This window comes from Polycladomyces abyssicola, assembly GCF_018326425.1.
Taxonomy (GTDB): Bacteria; Bacillota; Bacilli; order Thermoactinomycetales; family JIR-001; genus Polycladomyces; species Polycladomyces abyssicola.
This window is the reverse complement of the sequence record NZ_AP024601.1, coordinates 2,556,759-2,582,598: the sequence shown is the minus strand read 5'-3', so window position 1 is coordinate 2,582,598 and position 25,840 is coordinate 2,556,759. Positions and strand designations below refer to the sequence as shown.

The 25,840-nt window shown below is 46.0% G+C and carries 20 protein-coding genes and 2 pseudogenes; 12 read left to right on the top strand and 10 right to left on the bottom strand.

The features are described from left to right. Positions 1-25 precede the first annotated feature (25 nt). Complete coding sequence (locus tag KI215_RS12945; RefSeq protein ID WP_212773130.1) at positions 26-922, bottom strand: L,D-transpeptidase family protein; 897 nt, start codon at positions 920-922, stop codon at positions 26-28. A 196-nt stretch (positions 923-1,118) separates the two neighbouring features. Continuing rightward, entirely contained in the window at positions 1,119-2,024 is a 906-nt protein-coding gene (locus tag KI215_RS12940) for a L,D-transpeptidase family protein (RefSeq protein WP_212773129.1), read from the bottom strand. Positions 2,025-2,175: 151 nt separating this feature from the next. Here KI215_RS12940 and KI215_RS12935 point away from each other — a divergent pair, with 151 nt between their 5' ends. From KI215_RS12935 to KI215_RS12910, 6 genes are all read left to right on the top strand, one after another. After that, complete coding sequence (locus KI215_RS12935; RefSeq protein WP_212773128.1) at positions 2,176-2,541, top strand: cupin domain-containing protein; 366 nt, start codon at positions 2,176-2,178, stop codon at positions 2,539-2,541. Positions 2,542-2,633: 92 nt separating this feature from the next. Beyond that, positions 2,634-4,037 carry an amino acid permease gene (locus tag KI215_RS12930; RefSeq protein ID WP_212773127.1) on the top strand — a complete coding sequence of 468 codons (1,404 nt, stop codon included), beginning with the start codon at positions 2,634-2,636 and terminating at the stop codon, positions 4,035-4,037. Between the two features lie 192 nt (positions 4,038-4,229). Then, entirely contained in the window at positions 4,230-6,296 is a 2,067-nt protein-coding gene (locus tag KI215_RS12925) for a BglG family transcription antiterminator (RefSeq protein ID WP_212773126.1), read from the top strand. A 4-nt stretch (positions 6,297-6,300) separates the two neighbouring features. After that, positions 6,301-6,564, top strand: coding sequence for a PTS sugar transporter subunit IIB (locus tag KI215_RS12920; protein ID WP_212773125.1), 264 nt, complete (start codon positions 6,301-6,303; stop codon positions 6,562-6,564). 41 nt (positions 6,565-6,605) lie between these two features. Next, positions 6,606-7,865 carry a PTS ascorbate transporter subunit IIC gene (locus KI215_RS12915; RefSeq protein ID WP_212773124.1) on the top strand — a complete coding sequence of 420 codons (1,260 nt, stop codon included), beginning with the start codon at positions 6,606-6,608 and terminating at the stop codon, positions 7,863-7,865. 665 nt (positions 7,866-8,530) lie between these two features. Then, positions 8,531-9,721, top strand: coding sequence for a DUF819 family protein (locus tag KI215_RS12910; RefSeq protein ID WP_212773123.1), 1,191 nt, complete (start codon positions 8,531-8,533; stop codon positions 9,719-9,721). A 372-nt stretch (positions 9,722-10,093) separates the two neighbouring features. Here the strand turns inward: KI215_RS12910 and KI215_RS12905 are convergent, their stop codons facing one another. From KI215_RS12905 to KI215_RS12885, 5 genes are all read right to left on the bottom strand, one after another. Beyond that, positions 10,094-10,969: a hypothetical protein gene (locus KI215_RS12905; protein ID WP_212773122.1), complete on the bottom strand. Its 876-nt coding sequence runs from the start codon at positions 10,967-10,969 to the stop codon at positions 10,094-10,096. Next, positions 10,966-11,484, bottom strand: a complete 519-nt coding sequence (locus KI215_RS12900) for an anti-sigma factor family protein (RefSeq protein WP_212773121.1) — start codon at positions 11,482-11,484, stop codon at positions 10,966-10,968. Before KI215_RS12900 ends, KI215_RS12905 begins: the two co-directional genes overlap by 4 nt. Further along, positions 11,471-12,031 carry an RNA polymerase sigma factor gene (locus KI215_RS12895; protein WP_212773120.1) on the bottom strand — a complete coding sequence of 187 codons (561 nt, stop codon included), beginning with the start codon at positions 12,029-12,031 and terminating at the stop codon, positions 11,471-11,473. The genes KI215_RS12900 and KI215_RS12895 overlap by 14 nt, the downstream gene beginning before the upstream one ends. Positions 12,032-12,192: 161 nt before the next feature. Beyond that, positions 12,193-12,741 carry an undecaprenyl-diphosphatase gene (locus KI215_RS12890; RefSeq protein ID WP_275956707.1) on the bottom strand — a complete coding sequence of 183 codons (549 nt, stop codon included), beginning with the start codon at positions 12,739-12,741 and terminating at the stop codon, positions 12,193-12,195. Between the two features lie 178 nt (positions 12,742-12,919). Continuing rightward, positions 12,920-16,015, bottom strand: a complete 3,096-nt coding sequence (locus KI215_RS12885) for an efflux RND transporter permease subunit (protein WP_212773118.1) — start codon at positions 16,013-16,015, stop codon at positions 12,920-12,922. Positions 16,016-16,425: 410 nt separating this feature from the next. Between KI215_RS12885 and KI215_RS12880 the strand changes: the two genes are divergently transcribed. Next, positions 16,426-17,019, top strand: coding sequence for a DedA family protein (locus KI215_RS12880; protein WP_212773117.1), 594 nt, complete (start codon positions 16,426-16,428; stop codon positions 17,017-17,019). A 95-nt stretch (positions 17,020-17,114) separates the two neighbouring features. On the opposite strand, the gene KI215_RS12875 is transcribed toward KI215_RS12880, so the two are convergent. Further along, positions 17,115-17,645: a YkvA family protein gene (locus KI215_RS12875; protein ID WP_338048301.1), complete on the bottom strand. Its 531-nt coding sequence runs from the start codon at positions 17,643-17,645 to the stop codon at positions 17,115-17,117. Here KI215_RS12875 and KI215_RS12870 point away from each other — a divergent pair. The 4 genes and pseudogenes from KI215_RS12870 (at position 17,616) to KI215_RS12855 (ending at position 23,398) form a co-directional block, all read left to right on the top strand. Next, on the top strand, positions 17,616-18,524 hold the full coding sequence (locus KI215_RS12870) for a tyrosine-type recombinase/integrase (protein WP_212773115.1): 909 nt from the start codon (positions 17,616-17,618) through the stop codon (positions 18,522-18,524). The genes KI215_RS12875 and KI215_RS12870 overlap by 30 nt on opposite strands. Before the next feature lie 11 nt (positions 18,525-18,535). Then, positions 18,536-20,842: pseudogene (locus KI215_RS12865) on the top strand (Tn3 family transposase); the annotation flags it as partial. Positions 20,843-21,219: 377 nt separating this feature from the next. Further along, the gene (locus tag KI215_RS12860; RefSeq protein ID WP_212773114.1) at positions 21,220-21,852 is read left to right on the top strand and encodes a DUF3885 domain-containing protein; all 633 of its coding nucleotides are present in this window, start codon (positions 21,220-21,222) and stop codon (positions 21,850-21,852) included. Positions 21,853-22,483: 631 nt separating this feature from the next. Then, positions 22,484-23,398 carry a Nif3-like dinuclear metal center hexameric protein gene (locus KI215_RS12855; protein ID WP_212773113.1) on the top strand — a complete coding sequence of 305 codons (915 nt, stop codon included), beginning with the start codon at positions 22,484-22,486 and terminating at the stop codon, positions 23,396-23,398. A 250-nt stretch (positions 23,399-23,648) separates the two neighbouring features. Here KI215_RS12855 and KI215_RS16375 read toward each other — a convergent pair whose 3' ends face one another. Both KI215_RS16375 and KI215_RS12845 read right to left on the bottom strand, forming a co-directional pair. Then, positions 23,649-23,747 carry an aminoglycoside 6-adenylyltransferase gene (locus KI215_RS16375; RefSeq protein ID WP_212775195.1) on the bottom strand — a complete coding sequence of 33 codons (99 nt, stop codon included), beginning with the start codon at positions 23,745-23,747 and terminating at the stop codon, positions 23,649-23,651. 781 nt (positions 23,748-24,528) lie between these two features. Next, a pseudogene (locus tag KI215_RS12845) lies at positions 24,529-25,075 on the bottom strand (N-acetyltransferase family protein). A gap of 451 nt (positions 25,076-25,526) precedes the next feature. Between KI215_RS12845 and KI215_RS12840 the strand changes: the two are divergent. Further along, positions 25,527-25,790 carry a hypothetical protein gene (locus KI215_RS12840; protein WP_212773112.1) on the top strand — a complete coding sequence of 88 codons (264 nt, stop codon included), beginning with the start codon at positions 25,527-25,529 and terminating at the stop codon, positions 25,788-25,790. The last annotated feature ends 50 nt before the right edge of the window (positions 25,791-25,840 follow it).

Below are 25,840 nucleotides of genomic sequence, written 5' to 3'. Positions count from 1 at the left end.
TCAGGGAGATGAACAGGAAAAATGATCAGTTCACTATTTTGGCGACTGAATGATGAAGATAAGCCTTATATCCGTTGGACAGTTGAATTTCGAACCATTCACGGCCTTGCCCGGTCAGGGAGAACACCGTACCGTTCGCCGCTTTTTGGATGATGGGGGCGGATAGTGACGGTGCCGATCTGACGTTGGCCCGGCTTGCCGTGATTTGTACACGTCCGGATGCGGGCCGGATCGTGTCCGTCCCTGTATCATTGCCCACGATGATCACGTTGGCACTGTAGACGTATCCCGTTTTGCCGTTGTTCAGGTTCACCCGATACCAGTCCCGCACCACACCGGTTTTCTCAATAACGGTGTCTTTGGCCAACTGGGTGATGACAAAGGCGCCAGTGGACGGTCCGGTACGGATATTGGTTTTGTCCACCGTAATTTTCAGCTGACCGGAAGCCGGTTGGACGCCGTAGGAGGGGTCGCCCTCCCAGCGACCGGTGTGTTGGCCGTTATGAATCCAAACAGCTGTGCCTTCCGGAACGATGTCGTATAGCTGAATCACGTCCTCGTTACGCATCCGCACACATCCGCTCGATGCATGGGTACCGATGGATTTCGGTTGATTGGTACCGTGAATGCCGTAGGAGCGCCCTTTGTCACCGTTGACGCTGATGCCCAGCCAGCGTGGACCGAGCGGGTTGTTTGGATCGCCGCCAGGAATGTTTTTCCATCCCGGTTTTACAATCTTGACAACGAGGGTGAAGGTGCCTTCCGTCGTCAGGGATTGGGTTCGTCCAGTTGCGACAGGATAAACTTTGTAAAGATCACCGTTTTTGTACAAATACAGTTTGTTGGTCTGCTTGTCCACTTCAATTTGGTAATGGACAGTTGGTGCTGCGCCTACGTTCGTCAGTGTGAACGTGAAGATCAACACCAGCGCGACCAGTGGAACGAACCACCATTTCCAATGGCGAATCGTTGTCGTTCCCTCCTCTTCTCTCTGTCTCCCCGTCCCGTCTCATGAAAGAAACCGCCTTATCGGCGGATGGCTTGTTTCTATTACTAGCATACAGAGATTCCGGATTCCCGTGAAGAGGAAGGAAGAGGAGATTTTGCGAAATCTCGCTTCACCATTCGCGGACGACGCTCCGGTGAACGTAACCGGTCTCATCTCCGGTACGGATTTCATACCAATCCCCATACATGCCGAAAACGGGCAACGGCGTTCCCTGCTTCATCCAACGCAACACCGGTGCGTGAAAGGAAGGTGCCGTACGAACCTTGGCCGCTTGGGGTGCGATGGTGACCGTGTCCGGGAGTCCATGTCGCGCAGGCGGATTTGATCTTACCACGGATTGATGTACGAACCCGCAGCCGCCCTGCCATATCACACGGTACCAGCTTCCTGATTTTCCGGTGACACTTAGTTGGGTTCCGCGGGGCAAACGGGTCAAAATGTCAGTGTGGAACGAAGGGCCTAAACGAATATTGGCCGCAGCCGGCGTTATCCAAAGCGTTCCGTCGGCTGAACGGACCGGAAGTCGGACATCATTTGAGCGGGCGAGAGCGTGTTTGCTGCTTTTGTTCACAATGGTTACCGGGGTGCCCACTGGAATGATCCGGAACAATTCAGCTACGTCCGCATTGCGCATCCGGATACATCCGTGGGAGGCATAAGTGCCGATGGAGTCGGGGCGATTGGTGCCGTGAATGCCATAGGTGGTACCATCGTCACCACGAACGCTCAAACCCAGCCATCGTTTCCCGAGCGGATTTTGCGGTACGCCTCCGGGAACGTTTTTCCAGCTGGGATTTACTACTTTTATGACGATGGGAAACGTCCCTTCCGGCGTCAGTCGGGGTGACCGTCCGGTGGCGACGGGATAGGAGCGCAACTCTGTTCCATTTTGGTATAATGTCAATGTGTTGGTCGATTTGTCGACCACGATGCGGTATCCACCGGAGGCACCAGCGCTCGGTACTGCCCATCCCACTATTAACAAAAAGCAGATCAGAATGGCAACACGTCGCAAGAACCATTCCCTCCTGAAAAGAAGTTGGCGGATCAACTGTTGATGTGTTTGTAATTCGGCGGAAATGTCGATTTTTTCCTTCTATTGAGTGGAAATTTTTGTTGAACGATGACACCATCGGAACAAAGCGCTGGAGCAAAGGGGAATGTATATGAGAAAACGAAGCCGAGCAAACGCGGAGCACTATCAGTGGGGGAAGGCGTGTGACGGGTGGCACTTGGTTAAGCACCCGGAGATGAGCGTGATACATGAACGGATGCCACCGGGAACGGAGGAAACAAGACATTACCACGAGCGGGCACGCCAGTTTTTCTTTGTGTTGTCCGGGGTCGCGACGATGGAGATCGCGGGGCAGACGGTGGAATTGCATCCACTGGAGGGGATCGAAGTGCCGCCGGGAGTGCCGCATCAGATGCAAAACCGTTCCACGCAATCATTGGAATTTCTCGTGATCTCCCAACCGTTTGCACAGGGAGACCGGGTGATTGTCCCCATTTTCCAATCGGAAAAAGCTTGACCCGCTCGCGGAATTCAGAGTAGCATTGATTTTGGGTCCGTATTATTTCACTAGTTTTAATTATTTTTAATTATCCGAAAAGAGGTGAAATGATGGCAAATGCAACGAAAACACCTCAAGAAAACTTGCGGCGTGGGTTGAAGGAACGCCACATTCAACTGATCGCATTGGGTGGTACGATCGGAGTAGGGCTGTTTCTCGGATCAGCAAAAGCGATTCAGACAGCGGGTCCAGCCTTGATGCTCGCTTATGTGATCGGCGGCATCGTCATTTTCTACATTATGCGGGCACTGGGTGAATTGGCGATGTATCAGCCTGTTTCCGGCTCTTTCAGTACATATGCTGAGGAGTTCATCGGTCCATGGGCCGGTTTCTTCACCGGATGGACGTATTGGTTCATGTGGGTGGTCACAGGCATGGCCGAAATTACGGCAGTAGGGCTGTACGTGCAGTTCTGGCTTCCGTCCGTACCCCAGTGGGTACCCGCATTGTTGGCATTGGCCGGCGTGTATGTGGCCAATTTGATCGCGGTCCGTTTGTACGGTGAGTTTGAATTTTGGTTCGCCATGATCAAGGTGGTCACTATTTTGGCCCTCATCGGCACCGGTTTGTTGATGATTTTCACAGGGTTCGGCAAAGCGGGGGAATCGGTCGGGTTCGCCAACCTGTGGAGCCATCAGGGCTTTTTCCCGCATGGTTTAACAGGCGTATTGCTTGCATTGCAGATGGTGATGTTCGCTTACCTCGGTGTGGAATTGATCGGTGTGACTGCGGGTGAAGCGGAAAACCCGGAAAAAACGTTGCCGGCGGCGATCAACAAAGTGTTGTGGCGGATTCTGATCTTTTACGTCGGTGCGCTGCTGGTGATCATGTCACTGTATCCCTGGAATCAGTTGGACGGAAAACACAGCCCGTTTGTCATGACGTTTGAAAAAATCGGCATTCCTGCCGCTGCGGGCATCATCAATTTCGTCGTGTTGACGGCCGCCCTTTCTTCCTGCAACAGTGGCGTTTTCTCAACAGGCCGCATGTTGTATGCTCTGGCACAAAAAGGGCAAGCGCCTGCCATCTTCGGCCGCGTGAGCAAACAGCAGGTACCGGCAAACGGATTGACCGTATCCGCTCTGGTATTGCTCGTCGGCGTACTGCTCAACTATGTGGTGCCGGAGCAGGTTTTCGCTTATGTGACCAGCGTGGCAACGGTGGGGGCGATTTGGACGTGGGGTGTAATTCTGGTAGCCCACATGCGGTATCGCAAGGCAGTACAGGAAGGACGCGTCCCCTCTGTTTCGTTCCGGATGCCGGGAGCTCCTTGGACCAATGTGTTGTGCCTGTTGTTCCTGGTGCTGGTGGTCGTTCTGCTCGCCTTTGACAAGGATACCCGCGTGGCCCTGTACGTCGCCCCGGTGTGGTTTATTCTGTTGGGCATCGGCTACGTATTGACGCAAAAGGGCAAATCGGCTCAGACTGCGAATACGAAAGCCTCTGCTCAGTGAGTGGAAACCCCGCTACTTTCACCCTCTTCCAACAGGGAGAGGGATTTTTTTCGGCATCCAAGTGCGGGAAGAGTGGCTGAAGCAGAACCAAAAACCAATCTTGTGCAAACGAATGTGTACAATTTGTGATGAAAACGCTTTCTAAGTTTCGATAACCTTTTATACAATAGTTTGTGAGGAAGGGGTTTGTCTATGCAATTAGATCAACGGAGTTTGCGGTTGCTGCAAGAGATCATTTCTTCACCAAACGTAAAATATGGGGATCTAGAGCGGAAACTTACCCTTTCCCGCAGACAGATTCAATATGATCTGGAAAAGATCAACGATTGGTTGAGCCAAAAAAATCTACCGCTAATCCATTACGACCGGCATCACGGTTTTCGGATTGACCAATCCCTTATGCAGACAGTGGCGGAATTGGACTCTTTCCAATCAAAGGAGAAGTATATTTTATCCGATGAAGAGCGTGTCAGATTCGTATTGCTCCTCTTGCTCGCGAAAAAGGAAGACTTGTCGCTTCTTCATTTTAGCAGTGCACTCCAAGTGAGCCGCAACACGGCTCTAAACGATATCAAAAAAGCCAAAACCCTCGCCGGAGAATACGGGATCGACCTTCTTTATACCCGAAAAGAGGGTTATACACTCAATGGATTAGAATGGAACAAAAGACGCTTGCTTGGGTCATTGGTCCGAACCAGCCTGGCACACGAGAATGGAGCATGGCTGCTGGGTCAAGCGTTGGGTACGGATTTCAAATGGGTAGCCATTGTTCGTCAAGAACTGGAACAAATTGAACATCAGTTGCGAGTTCGTTATACAGACGAACGTTTGGCAGAGCTGTCTTATGAGATAGTCTACATCATGATCCGCATCCGGATGGGACACAGGCTGGTTTGGCCGGAGAGTGATTGGCATGAAGTGGTTTCTACTCCTGAGTATGAGGCGATCAAGAAACTTGCTCAAACGTTGCAGTTGGAAGACGAAGGAGATTCCACAGAACTGGCTTATTTTGCCCTTCAACTGCTTACTACCAATATAGTAGATACAGGTAATGAGCTGGATTCTCACAGTAAGAGGCTGATGAGCCAATCCATTCAGATGATTGAAGAGTTCGAGAAGCATGCCTGCGTGGTGTTGCAGGAAAAAGAAAAACTGGCTCGACAAATTTTCCAACATCTACGTCCTGCCTATTTTCGCGTGAAATTTGGTTTGGAATTGGAGAATCCTCTGCGGGATCTCATTCTGAAGGAACATGGGGAACTTCATCACCTGGTGAAAAAGGCGATGAAGCCATTTTACCAATTGGTAGGGCGTCCGGTGTCCGATGATGAAAGTGCGTATGTGACGATGCATTTTGGCAGTTGGTTGAGAAGGCAGGGAACGGAGCTTTCATTCCGGCCGAAAGCCGTTGTTGTTTGTCCCAAAGGGATTGCCATCTCCAAAATGCTCTTAAAAGAACTGAGAGAGATGTTTCCAGACATTCTCTTTCTGGACAGCTTATCAGTACGGGAATTTTACCGTTCTTCATTTTCTTATGACATCGTTTTTTCCACGGTGTTTGTAAGAACTGAGGCACCGCTATTTATTGTAAATCCAATTATCGACGTTGATGAGAAACAAAGGGTTTGTAAAGAAGTTACGCGAGTTCTATACGGTATTACGCAGGCGGAACTCAATGTTCCGGCTTTGATCGAATTGATCGGCCAGTATGCCGACATTCGTGATGATGAAGGGTTGGCGAAAGCGCTACACAGATATTTCAAAAGCAGTTACAAAAAAAGATTGGTGAGGAAGGAGAAAGACAAACCTGTGTTGGACCAACTTATCACCGAAGAAACGGTTCAGCTGGTTGACGAGGTAGAGAACTGGCAAGATGCGATTCGGATCGCTTCCAAACCTCTTCTTCAAAATGGCTCGATTGAGCCGTTGTATGTTGACGCAATGATCCGTTCCATTCAAGAGACAGGGCCTTACGTGGTCATCACACCCAAAGTCGCCATCCCGCACGCTCGCCCGGAAGAAGGGGTCAATATGTTGTCCATGAGCCTTCTTCGTTTGAAAAAAAGCGTGCTGTTTGGCGAAAATAAGCCCGTTCACCTTGTTATCGTACTGGCTGCTACCGATGATGAATCTCATCTGAGAGCACTCGCACAATTGACGGAACTGTTGTCACAGGAAGAAAACATTGATCAACTGATCCAGTCTGAAGAAATATCGGATGTCATGAAATTGATCCATCATTATTCGAAAGGAGAATGATCAAATGAGAATTTTGGTTGTATGCGGAAATGGTCTGGGCAGCAGTTTCATCATGGAGCTGAACGTGAAAAAGGCGCTTGCTGAACTCGGGAAAGAAGCTGTAGTCGAACATACGGATCTGGCGACGGCGCGCACGGAAAAGGCGGATCTCTTTATCGGGGCGAATGACATCATTCACAGCTTGGACGATGGAACAAGGAAAATCATCGCTCTGGACAACGTCATGAATGTAGGAGAGATTAAAGAGAAACTCACTCCATATTTATAAAGTAAATACGCTTGAAGCAGAGGAGAAGGGAGTATGCCCTTATGTTTGACATGATTATGAAAGACATTTTGGGAACACCGGCCATCCTCGTTGGTTTATTTGCACTCATCGGCCTCCTTTTGCAGAAAAAAGGAGTGGCCGACATCATCGCCGGTACGCTGAAGACCATCATGGGATTTGTCATCATCGGCGCAGGGGCGAACGTGATTATCAGTTCTCTGGACATTTTCGGGAAAATGTTTAACAAAGCGTTTCACCTTTCCGGGGTGATCCCCAATAACGAGGCTATCGTTGCGGTGGCCCAGAACACATTTGGCATGGAAACCGCCCTCATCATGGTTTTTGGGATGGTCGTCAACATCTTGCTTGCCCGTTTTACACGATTTAAGTATATCTTTCTCACCGGTCATCACACGATGTTTATGGCCTGCCTGATCGGGGTGATCCTGTCGACGGGAGGTTTAAAAGGAGCCGATCTTGTCATCTTCGGTTCTGTTTTATTGGGGTTGTGTATGGTGCTGTTTCCGGCTTTGTTACAACCCTATGTCAGACAAATCACCAATAGCGACGACTTTGCGGTAGGGCATTTTGGATCATTGGGTTACTTTGTCGCAGGAACGATCGGGAAATATTTTGGTAATAAGGAAAGTTCGACCGAGAACATCAAGGTTCCGAAGCAACTCAGCTTTTTACGGGATACTTCGGTCGCCGTATCTCTGACCATGACCATCCTCTTCGTCATCGTGGCGCTTTTTGCCGGCCAGTCGTTTATTGAGAGCAAGCTTTCGGGTGGAACCAACTTTATCGTCTACTCGCTGATTCAAGCCATTACTTTCGCTGCAGGTGTGTATATCGTTCTGGCCGGTGTTCGGATTCTGATTGCGGAGATTGTCCCGGCGTTTAAAGGGATTGCAGATCAAATTGTGCCCAATGCCAAACCGGCACTAGATTGCCCGACGGTTTTTCCTTTTGCACCCAACGCGGTGATCATCGGATTCATCATGAGTTTTCTCGCCGGATTGATCAGCATGTTTTTGCTGCCTGCGCTCGGGCTTGCCGTAATCGTTCCCGGATTGGTACCGCATTTCTTTACCGGAGCGACAGCGGGCGTATTTGGGAATGCGACCGGCGGAAGGCGTGGAGCGATACTTGGTGCGTTTGCCAACGGCCTGCTGATCAGTTTTCTTCCAGCTCTGTTGCTGCCGCTCTTGGGTACCCTTGGCTTTGAAAAGACGACCTTTGGTGATTCAGACTTTGGAGTGGTCGGCTTAATCCTCGGCTTTATCATGAGATTGTTCTAAAACCAGTAGACCCCTGCCGTTGATGGTAGGGGTTTTTATTATTGAGTAAGTTGTTTTGCACTGGTGTTCGGGGGATTTTTTTATTGGCGAGAGGAAATCAATTGATGGTTACCAAACATATCAAATGCAATTTATTTTGTTCAATAGTGATGAAGTTAGGGGGGGATCTCCTTGCAGAACACGGAATTAGAAGTTCCGACAAACTGTAATTTTGACCATGCGAAGAACGTAATCGAGCAATGTTGCCAGGAGGAAGGGCTTCAGATCACTTTCATCGGCAGCCTATCGTCATATCCAGGTTCTACTCATTGGCATTTTAAGAAAGGGAGAGATCGTGGAACATTGGAAGTGACAATTTGGCCAATGAAGAATCGGATTTGGTTTTCCGTTCAAAAGGGGCGGAGAAGCGAATGGATCGAAGAGGCCATTCTACGGTTGAAACAATCGGTTGAAAGTCGGCTCAAGTAGATTTCAAGCTAACTGGGATAACCTCGTAGGGATCTTCGGAACAAAGCCTGATCCATCTGTCAATATCCTCCAAAACAGTCGAGAGGAGACAGTGCGATTCTCTGAACCCGCCTTCGCCTACGGCGGGGATATCCAACCATCACATGTTATTGTATAAAATAAAATGAAAAGTCAACCAACAAAGGGAGGGAAACCCGATGCATCCACATGAGACCGCTTTAGTGACCAGCCCGTTGGGAGTAGGAGCTGTCGTCACATTGTTGATTGCCGGTTCGTTTTGGTTGGACCGGCGTTACCGGTGGTTTTCCTGGTTGGGAACGGCGATTCTCGTCATCACCGGTGGGGCTGTGTTGGCCAATATCGGCGTGATTCCTCCGTCGATCGAGACGGGTTCTGGTCCTGTCAATCCGTTTTATACGTTTGCGTATGATTACGGGGTGCCATTGGCCATCGTATACATCCTGCTGTCCACCGATCTGCGTGCTTTACGGGGAGTGGGGAAGCCTGCCTTGATCGCCTTTGTATTGGCCTCAGTCGGCACGTTGGCGGGAACGGTGATCGGAGCGTGGTTGTTGGCTGATGCGATCGGGCCGGAAATGTGGAAGCTGGGCGGGCAATTCGCGGCAAGCTACATCGGCGGCGGGGTGAACTACGCTGCCGTGGGGCAGGCGGTGCATACATCCGGCTCATTGTACGCTGCGGGTGCCGCTGCGGACAACATCATGACCAACTTGTGGATGGTGGCCACGGCGGTGATCCCCACTTTGCTGGCCCGTTTTTATCCGTCCATCCGCAACCGGCGGGAAACTGATACGGCACCGGCGGGGAACGGCTTCATGAGCGGCGGACCGACGACCGTTTCTATCCATGAGATGACGTATTTGACGGCAGTGGCACTGACGTTGGTCGCCATTTCCCAGTGGATCACGCCGATCGTGGCCCGATGGGTCGGATTCGAGATTCCCACGGTCATTTATTATACAACGTTCGCACTGTTGTTGTCCTGGTTTACGCCGATCAACCGCTGGGGTGGAGGTGAAGAACTGGGCAACCTGATGCTTCATTTCTTCTTCGCCACCATGGGGGCAGGGACCATCCTTTCGACGCTGGTGAACAAAGGACCGGCCGTCTTTCTCTTCTTGACTGTGTTGGTGGGTGTGCATGCGCTGATTGTTTTCGGTCTGGGGAAATGGGCGCGGATCGAGATTGAAACGCTGTCCATCGCCAGCCAGGCAACCGTGGGTGGTCCGTCCACCGCTCTGGCACTGGCCGTCTCCCAACGCTGGACGTCATTGGTGACGCCGGGGGTATTATTGGGCGTGTTGGGCTACGCCATCGGGACTTATGTGGGGATTGCCACGGCCCGCCTGTTGCAGGTGCTGTTGTAAGACGGATTTTGACAAGGTCAGAAAAACCCGCCGATCTACCTCGGCGGGTGTGAATTATCCTTGTATGAAGGGAAGTCCTTGTACCAAACGAATACCAGCCAAAATAATGAAAAGAAGATATATAACCAATACCAGGGGATCTTTGGAACCAATAAAAAAAGACTTCCCAAAGGGAAGAAAAGTTCGCGGTGAAAAATCTTTTCGAAACGTTTCACCACAATTTGTATCCTAACGTATGGTCCCGTTTTTTCCGTATTAAAATAAAATTGCATCGAATGATTCATATTTTGAAACATGGCCGTTTCGGTTCTTTGAGACTGCTGACAAAGGAAGGGGTCAGCAGTCTCGAAACATCTTATCCAGATGTTTATTTTATTTCTTTGGTTTGATAAGAATAACACGCTTTTCCCATAGCCAGCATATCATTAAACCTAAAGATAACCAGTGAAGCCCTAATAACAAAAACCATCCTAAAATTGGAAAGTTAATGAGAGATGTAACGATTGCCGATCCAATGGCTGCGGTTAACCATCTTTCTTGCCCCACTGAAAGTGGTATCTGCTCACCAATGATTAACGAGATGGCTGTTAGACTGATAATGCTAAATATAAGGAGCAGAAGGTATAAGACGATTAACAATGGGATCCCGATGATACTTATCGTTAACAAAAAGGCAATCGCAATGAGCATTATACTTGTGACGATGCCGATCAGTATCATCCGTTTTAACTCAAAGCGAATACGGGTCATAAACGGATCGATTCGATGTTTAGCCAAAATCGCTGTACCTATTGGAAGCACGAATAGCAATAAAGTGATCGATATTTGAAAGAACCACAAGCCCAATAAGAAAGTCCCAGCGATCAGTATGCTGTTAGCGATTTGATGGTCGAAAGCAAAACTTATTATTTCGTCCGTTACTTTGGCTCCAGGTTCTTGTGTAACGGATCCGCCAATCACAAATACAAGGTCTCGAACATGTGCTGTTTTTTTAATATGGAGATCTCCACCAATCACAATAATCTCGTGTACGGATCCTGCCAGATTAACATCCCCTCCGATTTCGACTACATGATCAATCGTTTTATGCTCGGGGATGTCGACAGTTTGGTGAGAAAACATCGTTTTATCATCTGATAAAGAGAAAACGATGCTGTGATCGGCAGCGTAAACCGGTGCGCTGAACATAACAAAACAAAGAAAGATAAGCATTATGCTATATATGAATAGAAATCTTTGTTTCATCATACAAATTCCACCCTTTTACCGTTCAACAAACGACGTAACGACCAAAGAGAAATTCCTATCAGAATGATGGAAACAACGCACATGACTGTACTAAGATAAGGTATGGCCATGATAACTGTCAGAAGCCCGTGAAACAGATGTAATAAGATACTAATTGGGGTAAAGGAGAAAATGGTACCAACTACAAAGATGAGAAAACCATTTAAGAAAAGTAAAAGAAAAATGCTACTTAATGCACCCCAACGCAATGTGGTATAAGAAAAAAGTGGTGGAAATGTTTCTGCTTTATATTCAGCTTCCTTTTCGTATATTGCATCCATCACCTTGTCGGTCAGATGATCAGGTAGGGAGAGATTCTCATAAGCAGTAACGAGTTGATGGCTCATCGAAGCAAGATCTTCATACAACTTCATGCAGTATGGACACGCTTGTAAATGCCTCTCCACTTCTGTTCTTTTATGCTCGGATAATTCATTATCTATATAGGCGGAAAGCAAATGATCAATATGCTCCATCCTGATCACCTCTCTTTTTCAGTGCATTCCGTAAGGCTAAGCGGGCTGCATGTATCCTTGATTTTACTGTCCCCTCAGGAACCCTCATGATCTTCGCAATTTCTTTATAGGACAAACCTTGGATTTCTCTAAGTAAAAGAACAGCACGGTGTTCTGAAGATAAAGATTGCATAGCCTGGTGCAAATCAATCTGCAATTGTTTTTGTTCAATGAGACTGTCGGAATCAATGGGTTGTTTGTTTCTTTTGTCCAACCAGTCTATAACAATGGTTTTCACTTTCTTTCGTTTTTGCAAACGGTCATAACATAAATGATACACAATGCGGCTTAACCATGAAGTAAAAGCGTAGATGCTGTCCAGTTCTTTCAAGGAGAAATATGCTTTGATAAATGCTTCTTGCAGAACATCTTCAGCTTCCATCACATCATTCAGCATACCATAAGCTTGATAGTATACATTTCTTTTATACCGATTAACAAGGGATTCAAATGCTCTTTTATCCCCTTGTTTTGCCCTTGTAATCAGATCGTATAGCTCTTGATCCACACTATACCCACTCCTGCCTCACTCCCAAAACGATGTGCATCAGTATGTTAAGAAGATCATTCGGGTAAATACAAATTCCTCCTACATTTTTTTCATATTCAATCTTTTGTATACCTGGAATGGAGTTGTCTTTGATAAGAAAGGATTCTTGAGGAGGATTCTCAAGAATCCTCCATCTTACGGTCTTTTCTTACTTGAACATATGGTAATTTTGTCAATATCTTCTCCCCGTGCTTCATGACTAATAATGCAGAAAGGGTTCCAACAAGAATCCCTGCTAATACATCTGTTGGATAATGATGTCCCACATAAATACGAGAGAGACCTATTAGTAAAGCAAGGATAAAAAGCGGGATCCCCAGCTTCCTATTGTGATTCCAAAGAGCAACAGCAATCGCTACCGCTCCGGTGGTATGATCACTAGGGAATGAAGAATCCGCCGGATGTGGTAATAACAAATGCACATGATGAGAGATAAACGGACGCGGACGATAATATACCAAACTGATTAAAAAATTCATTCCGATCGCCAAAGATGCCGTTACAAATCCATATATGGCAGCAAGTCTGGTAGATGAACGTAAAGCGAAGATGACGAGAATGGCCATATATAAATAGGGACCAAAAGTAGTCAAACCCTCAAAGATATGGTCCCACCAAGGATGGTGACCTGCATAATGGTTAATCCATTGGAAAAGTTGATAATCCAAGGGTAATCCCCCCTTGCCATATTCGAGATGATATTTCATTTGTTAGTAAAGGACTTTATGTAGAAAAACAAAGTTCATTTCAAACCAAAATAAATTTATTGTAAATATTTCACATAATGGAAAAAACCCTACATTCATTCTGCGTAAGCAGATGAATGTAGGGTTTTGTTCAATTAACTTAAATAGCTTCCGTTGTGTTCATGTATTTTGCTTTTTTCCCTTGGAGTGATTCGTAAATGATGGGGATTAACATAAAGCTGTTGAGGGTAGAAGTAATCATCCCACCGATGACTACTACCCCTAACGTTTGTGAAATCACCGTATCTGTGTCATGGGATAAAGCTAGAGGAATTAACGTTAAAATGGTTGTTCCTGCCGTCATCAAAATCGGACGTACCCGCGACAGACTGCCGGCGATAATTGCTTCCCGTAACTCCATGCCATTCATGCGATTACGTTCAATTTTATCGATCATCACTATTCCATTGGTCACAACGATCCCTGTCAACATCAGCACCCCAATCAGCGCAGCTAAGTTCCATTCCCCACCAAACAAAATTAAGAACAGAACCACACCGCTTAAGGCTAGTGGAATGCTTAAAAGAACAGCCAACGGCGCTTTCCACCCCTTAAAGACTGCGCTGATAATGAGCAATACCAACAGAACAGAGAAGGTCAATGCCATCGCCATATCCACAATCATTTGTTTTACTTGTTGTGTAATACCGCCAAAAGAATAAGTAACCCCTTTTGGCAGTGAGAGGCTGTGAATCACTTGCTCCGCTTCATCCGAAACCTTGCCGATGTCATTTGCAGTGATTTGCGCCGTCACGGTAGCAAATGGCTCTCCATCCCGCTCTTGGATCGAGGATGGGGCATGGTTAGGACTAATTGTTGCCAATTGATCAAAACGATAAGATTGACCGTTTTTTCCGGTGAGCGTCTCTTTTGCCAGCATCGACATGACTTCAGCAGGGACTTCAAAACTGGTGCTGTCAACATGATGCGATTGGTCACTCAATTGATCGAGGTAGATATCAACCGGAATCGTCTTGCCTCCCTGCATCACATCAAAGTCCTTCACCTGCGAGGTATATTTGGCAAGGAGACTTTCCACTTCCCCCAGATCTACACCAGCTTGTTGGATCTTGGTTGGGTTTAGGGTTACGGTATATTTTGGTGTTCCGCCTGACATGTCAATTTTTCCGTCAACGCTTAATCCTTTAACGGTGGCCAGTTTTTGCCGTACTTTTTGCGTCGCTTGATCCAAGGTAGCTTGATCAGCACCAGTCAAAATCACTTTCAGTTGCGAATCGTCTCCAGAGATGTTCTGGCTGGTTACCGTATAATTCACTTGCTTGGAAAGCGACGGCATTGTTTTTTGCAACTGGCTGACAAAGGTGTCTAGATGATTCTTGTTCTTCAATGTAACGGACAGATTGGCCACGTTTGGCTGTTGGATATAACCGCCGCCTTCATCAAACACATCATCGCTTTGCGGGGTGAAATTGGAACCAAAATTGCTGGAATAAGATGCAACATCTTTGTTGGCGCGCAGCACATTTTCCACTTTTTTCACTTCCGCATCCACTTGCGCCAAGGTGCTGCCTTTTGGTAATTCCAGCTTAATAGATACTTCCCCCGTTTTACCACTTGGCAGGAAATTCACCGGTAAAAACGCCGAATAAAGAACAGCAGCCGCAAAAACAACAAGCGAAATGAAAATGGTCAGCTTTTTGTGGGCAAAAGCAAAGTTGAGCAAAGGCTTCATCGCATTTTCCAGTGTGACCGTCTCGGTCACAACCTTTCTCCAGTTCATGTAACTAAAGGTGGGGATGATCAACATCGCCACAAAGAACGAGACGATCAGCGCGATCACGACAGACCAGGCAAAACCGGAAAAGGAGGCGCTTACGATCCCGCCAACCATCGCAATCGGCACATAAACGGCAATCGTCGTCGCCGTCGAAGCAAAAATCGCGGGAATCATCTCATAGACGGCATGCGCTATGGTGTGCAACCGCGATTCTCCTTTTGCTTCCTGCATCCGGCGGTAAATGTTGTCCAAAATCACGATAGAATCATCCACAATCCGTCCCATCGCCACAATCAAACCGGAAACGGTCAAGATGTTGAGGGTATACCCCATGGATTTGAGCAAGGCAGTTGTAGCCAACAGCGAAACGGGCAACGATACTGCAATAATAAACGTGGAACGCACATTACGGAAGAAGAACAACACACACAACATGGAAAATAAACATCCGAGCAATCCTTCGCGAACCAAACCCCACAATGCCGCATTTAATTCATGTTCGCGATCCAACAATAGATCGGCATGGATTTGGTGGCTTGCGATAAGAAGATCATGCTGCAAACGCTCTTTGACTCGATCTGCTACGTCAGTAATGTTGGCAGACGGGGTTTTTATTACATCTAGAATAATGCTAGTCTTGCCGTTGGTACGCGAAACGGTTTTTACATCCGTCAACGATTTGGAAATATCCGCAACGGCTGACAGCGGGACGCTTTTACCGTCCTTGTTTTTGATCGGGATATTGTTCAACAAAGACAAACCTTCTATATTTATAGGAATTGTTACTTTTACATTCGAGATTTTACCGGCACTCCACAAAACATTGGCTGCTGTCAACGATTTCGTTACATCATCGATTGTGACCCCGTTTTTGGCCAAATCTTTCATCCGAAGCGTGATTACATAGCCATTGTTGGCCGCTCCAGTTAAGCGAACATCGGCCACTCCTGGCACCGTTTTTAACTCTCTGGCTATATCATTCGCAATAGTAGAGCGAAATGACAAGTCATCAATCTTGGTGGTGTTGGTCGTCAAACTATAAGTTAAGATCGGAAACGAACTGGTTGACACCCGTGTCACAACTGGCGGATTGACACCATCCGGCAAATCTGCGGACTGCAATGCCTGTTTCACTTGGCTTTCCGCTTTGGCCATATCAAAATTCATCGGGTAATACAGACTGACCAAGAGACCGCCATCATAAGAATTCGTTTCAATATCTTGAATTCCGTCACAGGCGCGAACAGCATCCACAATCGGTGTAGTAAGATCCTGCTTAATCTGCTCGGCTTGCATCCCAGGCGCTCTAAGCGAAATGAGCAAAGTCGTATTGTTGATATTGGGTAAATAATCTCGTTGCATTTGATAAGCAGAAATTCCGCCCCATGCCAAAATGAGTACGATGCAAATCACCATGAGCGTCGCTCGTTGCATGGTCAATTCTATTAATCGTTTCATGCGTTAACTCCTCCCCATATCATTTTCAGATCTGTTGGGATTTCATTTAAAAAGGACTGGGGAGCTAAATCAAAAGTTCGGATGGATAATAAACAGAATATTAAAATAATAACCTACAGTGGTGTTGTTCAGTATTGGTGACACCTTATACAAGTTTTTTCTGTCAAGCGGCTAGGGCCGCTTTCTTCATTTTTTGCCGAGATGGAGAAAATTGCGTGAATGACAGTCTTGTTAAATCAATCAAACTGGCTTTATTTCGGTATTTCAATAAATCAAAGTACGTCTTTTAAAGGGCACGCCAAGCCGATTCGAAAACAGTTAACAAAGCGGATAAGAAGTAGATAAAGAGTAGATCAAGGGTATTTGCAATGTATTTTCTGTCGACACTCCGTAAAACGGAGGGATCAAACATGCAGATAGATGCTCTGATTAAACATTATGGTTACGGCGGTATTTTCGTCATTCTTCTTTTGGAAATGATCGGTATCCCATTTCCTGGAGAAACTATATTAACACTATCGGGTATTGAGTGGACCATTGGTACTTTTTCGTTGCTGCCTCTGTTGGGAGTGGCTATTTCGGGAAACGTGATCGGATCCTCTATTGCCTACGGAATCGGTCGGTTTTTGGGACGTCCCGTGATCCTTCGATACGGTAGGCTTTTGGGCATTACCGATGAACGATTGAACAAAGCCGAGGTTAAGTTTAAAAAATATCGGATTCCAGTCATACTGTTTTCCAAATTCATTGCGGGTATACGTGTGTTGGTTCCTTATTTGGCAGGCATCAACAGGATGTCTTTTGTTGCATTTTCAATTTACAATTTTATTAGTGCGACACTCTGGTCTGTTGTGTTTATCGTATTGGGTCGATACCTCGACATCGCTTGGTATCGATACCACCAAGTCATTCACCAATTTCTTTTACCGGCGTTGATAGTGACTATTATTTCGGTGGGTGTTTATTTCATACTAAAGACGAGCAATAAGAGACGTGGAAATTGAAAATCGGAGGGGTAATACCAGATTGATTGTATTTATTGGATAGATGAAGTTATGGATGCCTAAAGATAAGAATCAACCCGAAAAGGTTCCTTCTGTTAGAAAAATGTATATATGAGATAGATCAACCAGCCAATAAAAATTAACCGCACCAGAACGATGATAGACCCAGCGATCCAATTCTTAGGTTTCTTCGTGAGTAGCATCGAATCCGCTTTTTTTCTGCTGTCTTCGAGGACAGGGATCGGAATGATCTTGATAGCGAATGCAATTCCTATGGGTAACAGGATCAAATCATCCAAGTAGCCCAGAATCGGAATGAAATCAGGTATCAAATCCACTGGGCTAAAGGCATAAGCCACGACGATGGTGATGACAATTTTGGTCCAAATGGGAGTTCTGGGGTCTTGATAAGCGTAGTACAACGTGAAAACTTCCCGCTTAAGTTTTTTTGTCCATTCTTTCCATGATTTCATTTCGAGTTCCCCACTTTCATCTAGTCGTATCGCAGAAACTCCATTCTGCGATATAATCGAGGGAGGTTCCGTCAGAGAACGCCGATCAAAGGGCAGATTATCCCTCTGAATTTTTGTCGCAGAATGATTTTCAAAGGAGGTCGGTTTGTGCATCCTACGATTCCCAATTTTTTATTCGACCTGAAATCGGACGGAAGAAGACGGAAAACTCTGAAAACATACGAGGGAGTGATTCATCAGTTTATCCGGTGGTTTGAAGAGACGACAGAGGAAAGATTTGACCCTGAGAACGTAACCCCAATTGACGCAACAGAATATAAACAGTATCTCCTGAATCGATCCAAACCAGCCACAGTTAACAAGGCCCGTATCGCACTAAAACGGTACTTCGATTGGCTTGTGAAACAAGAAATGTTAAAGGATTCTCCCTGGGGTGCCATCCGACCTGTCAAGCAGGGTCGAAGGGCTCCCCGATGGCTAGATCGTAAAGAGCAACGTGCTCTTCTCCGGGCCGTTCAACAAGGGCGAAAGCCGCGGGACATCGCAATAGTGTACTTACTTCTGCATGCGGGACTCCGAGTTGAGGAATTGTGCCTCCTGCGCCTGGAAGACGTGGAGATGTCTGAACGGAAAGGCAAAGTGATCGTTCGACAAGGAAAGGGTGGGAAATGGCGAGAGGTACCGCTGAACCGTGACGTCCGAATGGCGCTTGAATCGTGGTTGGAAGTTCGTCCTGCCTCAAGTCCTTGGCTGTTTGTTTCCACCAGGTCTGAGCGGATAACCCCTCGCGCCGTTCAGTTTGTTGTGCGAAAATATGGCCAACGGTCGGGGCTGGAACATTGTACTCCCCATGTATTGCGACACACTTTTTGCCATGAATTAGCGGTCAAGGGAGTATCCCTCGACGTGATTGCCATGTTGGCAGGGCACATGACTGCCGACGGGCGCCCTAACATCGCTACAACGGCCATCTATACCACACCAGGGGACCAGGACCTGCGCCGTGCCGTTGATCAACTTTCCTGGGAATAGGGGGGTGAAGTGTGTATCGCCGCACTCGAGAGCTTCTAACGGAAGAACAACGGGAGCAGTTTACGAAAATTTCCCCTACTTTGGACGAGTGGGAGCTGGGAGCTCATTACACACTAACGGAGCAGGATCGAGCTCTGATTCGCCGCCGCCGCCGGGATGAGAACCGGATCGGCTTTGCCGTTCAGTTGTGCGTTCTCCGACATACCGGTTGGCCGCTGTCGGAAATCAAGGAGGTTCCCGACCGGGTACTCCACTACATCGCCAACCAAATCGATGTGGACCCGGACACATTCCAGCGTTACGCTGCTCGTGATACGACCCGGTGGGAACATATGCGGGAAATCCGGGAAGAATACGGATACCGTCCATTTACGGTCAGGGAGTACCGGCAGTTAGCCAAAGCTCTGCTTCCTCAGGCAATGGAAAAAGACCATGCTATGCACTTGATCCATTGGGCCCTTAATTGGCTACGGGAACGGAAAATCATCCTCCCAGCCATCACCACCGTGGAACGCCTGATCTGGGAGACCCGGCGGCGGGCGGAAGAGAAGATCTACCGTCTTCTGAACGCCGCCTTGACGTCCAACCAAAAAAAGCAGTTGGATGAACTGATCAGGACCCGAATGGAAAACGGAAAAACGCCCCTGGGCTGGATCAAGGAAGACACCGGTCAATCGTCTCCCCGGGCGTGCAAAAAGGCCATTGAACAACGGAACCAGATTCTAAAGCTGGGGCTGGAAGTGGACACACAGGGAATACATCCGCAACGGCTCCGGCAATTGGCCCGTCTCGGACGGAATTATGATCCGCAAGCCCTTCGCCGATTTTCGGAACCCAAACGGTACGCAATTTTGGTGGCTTACCTTCTTGAACTGTGCCAGGATATCACTGACCAGATCATCGAGATCAGCCGCCGGCAAATTGCCAATTTGCACACCAGCGGAAGAAAAGCACAGGATGAGATTCAAAAGCAAAACGGGAAGGCGCTGAATGAAAAGATTGTGCGTTTTGTGGATTTGACAACTGTTCTCCTGGAGGCCAAAAAGAAAGGACAGGATTTGGATGAAGCCATCACCTCCACCATCACGTGGGAACGATTAGCCCAGGAACGAGACGAGGCACGGGAGTTGACCCGTCCTGCCAATTACGATTATCTGGACTTGGTAAAAAACCGATACAACTACTTGCGGCAGTATACCTTCTTGGACGCCATGCAATTCCAATCCACCAAAGCCGCCGCCCCTCTGCTGGAAGCTGTTGATGTGATCAGAGACCTGAATGGATCCGGAAAACGGAAGGTTCCCGAGGATGCACCCCTTGAGTTCATTCCAGACCGATGGTTGCCTTATGTGATGGATGATCAAGGCCGGATCAACAAAGTGTATTACGAGATGGCAACCATGACCGAGTTGCACAACCGGATTCGCTCCGGCGATGTATCGGTAGTGGGAAGTCGCCAACACAAGGATTTTGAGGAATATCTTGTGTCCAAAGAGGAATGGGAACAAGTCCGTACCACCGGAAACGTTCGGTTGGCGGTTCCTCTTTTGGTGGAGGAATGTCTTGATGAACGGACACAGGCGCTTCGGAAACGCTTGGAATACGTTTCAGAAAACCTGAACCAATTGGAAGATGCCCGACTGGAAGATGGAAGTCTCCATGTGGACCGGTTGGAAAAAGAAACACCCCCGGAGGCAGAGAAACTAAGCGACATCCTGTATACGATACTACCACGGGTGAAGCTCACCGAACTGCTGGCTGAAGTAGCCCACTGGACGGGTTTTGACGAAGCGTTCATCCATGCTTCCACCGACCACCCACCAAAGGGAGGCGAAAAGGCCGTGGTGCTGGCAGCGCTGATGGCAATGGGGACTAATATTGGGTTGACCAAGATGTCGGAGGCCACCCCAGACATCTCCTACCGGCAGATGGCCAACGCCGTCCAGTGGCGGATGTACGATGACGCCATGAAACAGGCTCAGAAAGTCCTGGTCCGATTTCAGCAAAAACTCCCCTTAGCCCGATACTGGGGCGACGGGACCACTTCCTCCTCAGACGGGATGCGGGTCCAAGTCGGGGTTTCTTCCCTTCACGCGGAGACAAACCCGCATTATGGCCGCGGAAAAGGGTCCACCTTTTATCGGTTCGTCAGTGATCAACAGGTGGCTTTTCACGATCTGGTGATCAACTCAACAGCCCGGGAAGCCCCGTATGTAATCGATGGTTATCTGAATCACGAGACGGATCTTCAAATTGAAGAGCATTATACGGACACAGCGGGGTACACGGATCAAGTCTTCGGGTTGGCCACATACTTCAATAGGTTTTATTCAAGCTGGACGGATTCCTAACTATGCGAAATCTGCAACTGGCGAATTACATGCAACTATTTTCTATTATAAATGGATAGTTAATTCTGATGGGGCTGCAAACCCCATTTAATGAAGATATGGCCCATACCCATGAAGCTAAGAAAAAAAGTATCCCCAAAACAAAAAAATACCCTATTTTTTTCGTTTTGGGGATATGAAGAGATCTTAACTTGATGTGATAGGATATAAAGAATCTTAACTTATGATGATGTTGCCGTACCCTTCCTTGATATTTAGGATAAGAACTTGGTTGAACCCAAAATTTCCTCTTTGAGGTTGTCGAGCTTTTCTGCATCGTAAAAACAAGGATTTGGGGTGTCAGTGTGCAATTACATGATTATCTAAATAACAAATTTCCTAACCTGAAATTAAGACCGTCCCTTTTCTACAATTGGGATTTTGGGATTCGCTTTGAATTAGGAAATCCCGATGAAGAAAACATAGGAAGTTATATGGAACGTGTCTATTTTCGTGCAATAACACTTTTCAATGCACTTCATTCTATTAGGGATGAGATTTTTGTTGTAGCCAACGTTCATCACGCTGGCGAAGGAAATATATTAAAAAGGCGAAAAGTAAAGATATTCAATCATCATATAAAATCAAAGGATATTTTGTATAGGTTACAACACCAGATTATTCCATACGTTTTTGAAGATGTATATGATATTTACGATATTGAAACACATAGATATTTACTTAAATGCAAGGTTCAAGATGTAAAGTATATTCATTTAATAAAGGCGATTTGTAATCGGGAAATGGACATTAGACCTAAAATTTTTCACGATGTATTCTTTATAAACCTCTCAAAAGACACGATTTTTCATATTTATGATGATAGAGGTTGCGACATTATTGCTTCGAACAAAGAAAGTATAAGACCCTTGTATGAGTTATACAATGACTGGGTTTTAGAATATGACAAAGAGGCAATTGATAAATTATTTCAATAGCCTCTTTTTTCTTCACTAAAAGGGAGTCACCGTAACTATTCTTTCTTTAGTGATAAGAAAGGTCGAAAAACACACGGTTGGAGTGAGGTGTGGCTCTAGAGGTCTCGGAATCTCGAGTCGAACCATACATCAGAGGAATGATGTTGACAGAATGCGGATTCTGTAAAGATGATGAGCATCAAAAATCAGGAAGAGGCACAGAAGGATGTGTAAATTTTTTCGGGAGCCCTATTTTTGAACGACTGTTCGTACAACGGGTGGCGGCTACATATAATGATTTAACGGGGGTTGGGGAGAGGGGAAACCCTCTCTTTTTTTGTGCGTGGATGTTATCGCTTCATCACTTTAAAGGAAATTTGGACGCCACACAGGTCAAAATTCGAGGGCTGAGAGGGTGATAGAAGGGTGATAGAGAACAGAAAAGAACCCAGCAATACACTGGGCAATGAAAATCCACAATGTGGCGTCCAATCCCTTCTACCATCTTAACATAGAATTTAACGACTTTGGCCTGCTACCAGTGATATGCAATGATTCGCTGTAGTGGATTATTTTTCCCATTTAACATTATAATCAGAAAATAATATAAGAGACTTCGGCTGCCGATGGCACTAAAAAAGGAGGGGCCAAAGTGGCGCTGTTATCTGATGTTGAACGGGCATTGAACAGTTTTTTTCGTGTGAAGGATCTGGGACCGGACCCGGGGTTCAGCCGGTTTATTCCTGGTGTATACGATCCGATCGGATTCGACTGGAAATCAGCGTTCGAACCAGAATTCAACCAGTTGTTCAACGGCTTTATGATTCGCGGCGTCGGGCGGGTCCGCCGTGTGTTTCTCGCGGTATTTCCGACGGAGGATGTGTTGGAAGCGTTTCTCGATGAGGGTGACGAAGGGGATCTCCTGTTTATGCATCATCCTTTGACGATGGAATGCGGCGATCCCCGTGGAGAATGGGGCAGGGGATTTGTCCCGGTGGATGGGGAATGGTGGGCGCGTATCAGGGAGAAGGGATTGTCGGTCTACACCTGTCACGTTCCGATGGACATACATCCGACCATCGGTACCAATGCGTCCATTGTTGAAGCTTTGGAAGCGCGAGAGACGGATACATTTTTCCGAGATCAGATGGGAGCGTACGGTCGGATCGCAGAGATCGGGGAAGTGGATACGGACGCACTGATCGCTTGGTTGCAGGAGATTTTTGCTATTCCTTATGTGGATTTTGAGGGAAAAAAACGGAGCAATATTACGCGCATTGCAATTGTCGCTGGCTGCGGGGATGTCGTTGCGGCCATGAAAGAGGCGGAAGAAAAAGGAGCCCAAGCTTATGTAACAGGTGAAATACACTGTCGGGTGGACAATGATTATGGCAGAAGGCGCTTTCGGGAAATGATGGACTACGTCTCCGCTACTTCGATGTCGTTGATCGGTGTCTCCCATGCCGCATCTGAATTCCTGGTAATGAAAACACAGATGCAACGTTGGTTTGAACGGGAGTGTCAAGTGGCGACAACCTTGCTTGAGCAAAGCCATTGGTGGCGATAATTGAAGGTTATATTAATGAGGCCCCTTATGAATGTCCGCTAATATGATTAGCGGACATTCATAAGGGGTAATACCAGCGAAGCTGTTACCAGAGGTAAAGCAGATTCCATAAAAAGTAAAACCCTCAACTGAGGGCTTTTTTAATTTCTCGCATGGCGGTTCCCTATTAATATATAGATTCCGCATCTCGTAGAAGAGCACATACGCGTTTCAGGTAATCGGTGACTCTCCGATCATCGTCATATGGATATTAGAAGCCAAAATGCAGTGCGACCTCTTTCGCGGTTTCCCTAAAAAGATCACACATCACGAAAAGCGACTGCCAAATATTATATAGTTGTTGTTTGATGCGGACACCGCACCTTTTTTCTTGATGTTACTCTTTCGGCAGGATTCCAAATAAACGCTACTTCTTGTGGCGTCAACGGCGAATCCTGCCCAGACTCCGTTCGACAAACTCCCGTCGATATCGAAAATAAAACGAAGCAACCCAACAGGTAGCAACTACCTAACCGGGTTGCTTTTGATGTTGTCATGAAGGCTTGATCCTTCAATGCGTACCGACGATGAGGGTGGATTCAGTGGTTTGCTTCAGTTTACCAACCCTATTTATTAAGGATCGCTATCGCGTAGATAAAAATACCCAATACAACAGGGGAGCTTATACATAAGATTAGCGATGGTTTTCTATTTAACAAGGATGTTTTCCTCAATAATTCATCGAATGCAAAAAATACTAGCGCTCCAAATATGGTAGGAAATAGGAAAAAATATACTGTAAAGGAGGGTGTCAAATTAACATTGGGGGCCAAATTATTGATTGCATAGAGTGCATATCCACTTAAAAAGTAAAGTACAAAAGTAATGATCCAACGTGGTCTTAAATTGAACCTCCTAACAGTTAATTCGATCAATGTAGAGAATAGAATGCCAAAAGTAAACACACATAACAAGGTGACCGGAAAAATGATGTGTGATAGGGTAAAATCATAAAAAGAACCAAAAAATGGTTAGAAACGTCGTTGTTAATGATGCAGAGGTTACTTTTCTAAGAAACATGCTAGTCTCCCCTTTTTCAACTAACACCCCATTAGTTTTAAAAAATTGAAATTCGATTTGTTCTTTAATCCTTATCCATTAAACCTTCCCATTAATATAGTATTATAGTAATCCCCGTCAGATAGAATTTTGTCATTTTTTAGAATCCCTTCAACTTCAAAACCATATTTTTCATAAAGCCTTATAGCTTTATCATCAGTTTCAAGAACATTCAAAGTTATTTTCTTAATACCATTTGAGTCAGCCCAATGAATAGACTCTTTTAAAAGGTTTTTTCCCTATACCATATCCCCAATATTCTTTTAATACACAGACTCCAAATTCTACTTTATGAGACATTCTTTTCAATTTGTACCCTACACACCTTGAAAAACCTACAATTCTTTCATTAACTTCAGCAACTAAAAAAAGATTACTAATACTCTCTGTATCCTCTTTAATTAACTGTTTAAAACCTGATTCATCTATGTACGCCTCGCCTTGTTCTCTATCTAGATTTTCTGTTTCGCCATCTACTTGCAATCTTACTTCAGACAAGTTTTTCGCATCTTTCTCTATTGCAGACCTTATAATATAACGTAAATTATGAATATAAAATTCCTTTTGATTAATCCTCATTACAATGCCCTCCCATCATTTCTTATTGAATTAACCTGCAAGTACATTTCTTCACAATCTCTTCTCCATCTTAACATAAATATTCATTTTCAGCCAAAGGGGTCCCGCCCTCGATCCTTTTCGTTTTTGAAACAAGAGACTACTCTTTTGCAATGTGGCTCCAAGTGTGGTCAGGTATGGTAAGGAAAATCCCAATAGACCAAGCCCATATGGGACATAGATCTTTGTATTAACCACCGGAGTTAAAACGTTGGAAAACATTGTTCGTTGATCTGAGGTTTATCGTAGGGTAAGTTCCCGGCGCCTTTTCTAAGTTCATCGGCATGAATGATAAAGGTTATCAACAGAGTAAAAGCAGTACACTTTATTTAAAATACTATTGTTGTAAACTATTTTCTATCCAACTATGATAGTAGTGAAAGTGAGCTTTATAATGTGGAGGAATATCTTAATGAAAACTCTCGCTCTACTATTTTTGCTAGCTTCTCTTATCTTTACAGACGCGAAACGCTTGTGGTTCGGTTCAGTTGGTTGGGGTTTACTTGCAATCTTTTATTGGTTGGATTATTACAATAAAGCAGAAAAAGTGAAGAAATGTAAAATTTTCCAATCAATTCTTTCAAAAATAGAAAAAGAGAAGAAATGGAAACTTTTCCAAGCAATTCTTTCGGCTGCACTCTCCATTTTATGTCTTTGGTTAATAAGTGTATCTTAAACCTTTAAAAAATAACCCAACTCAGCGACTATGTCGCTGGTTTTTCATAC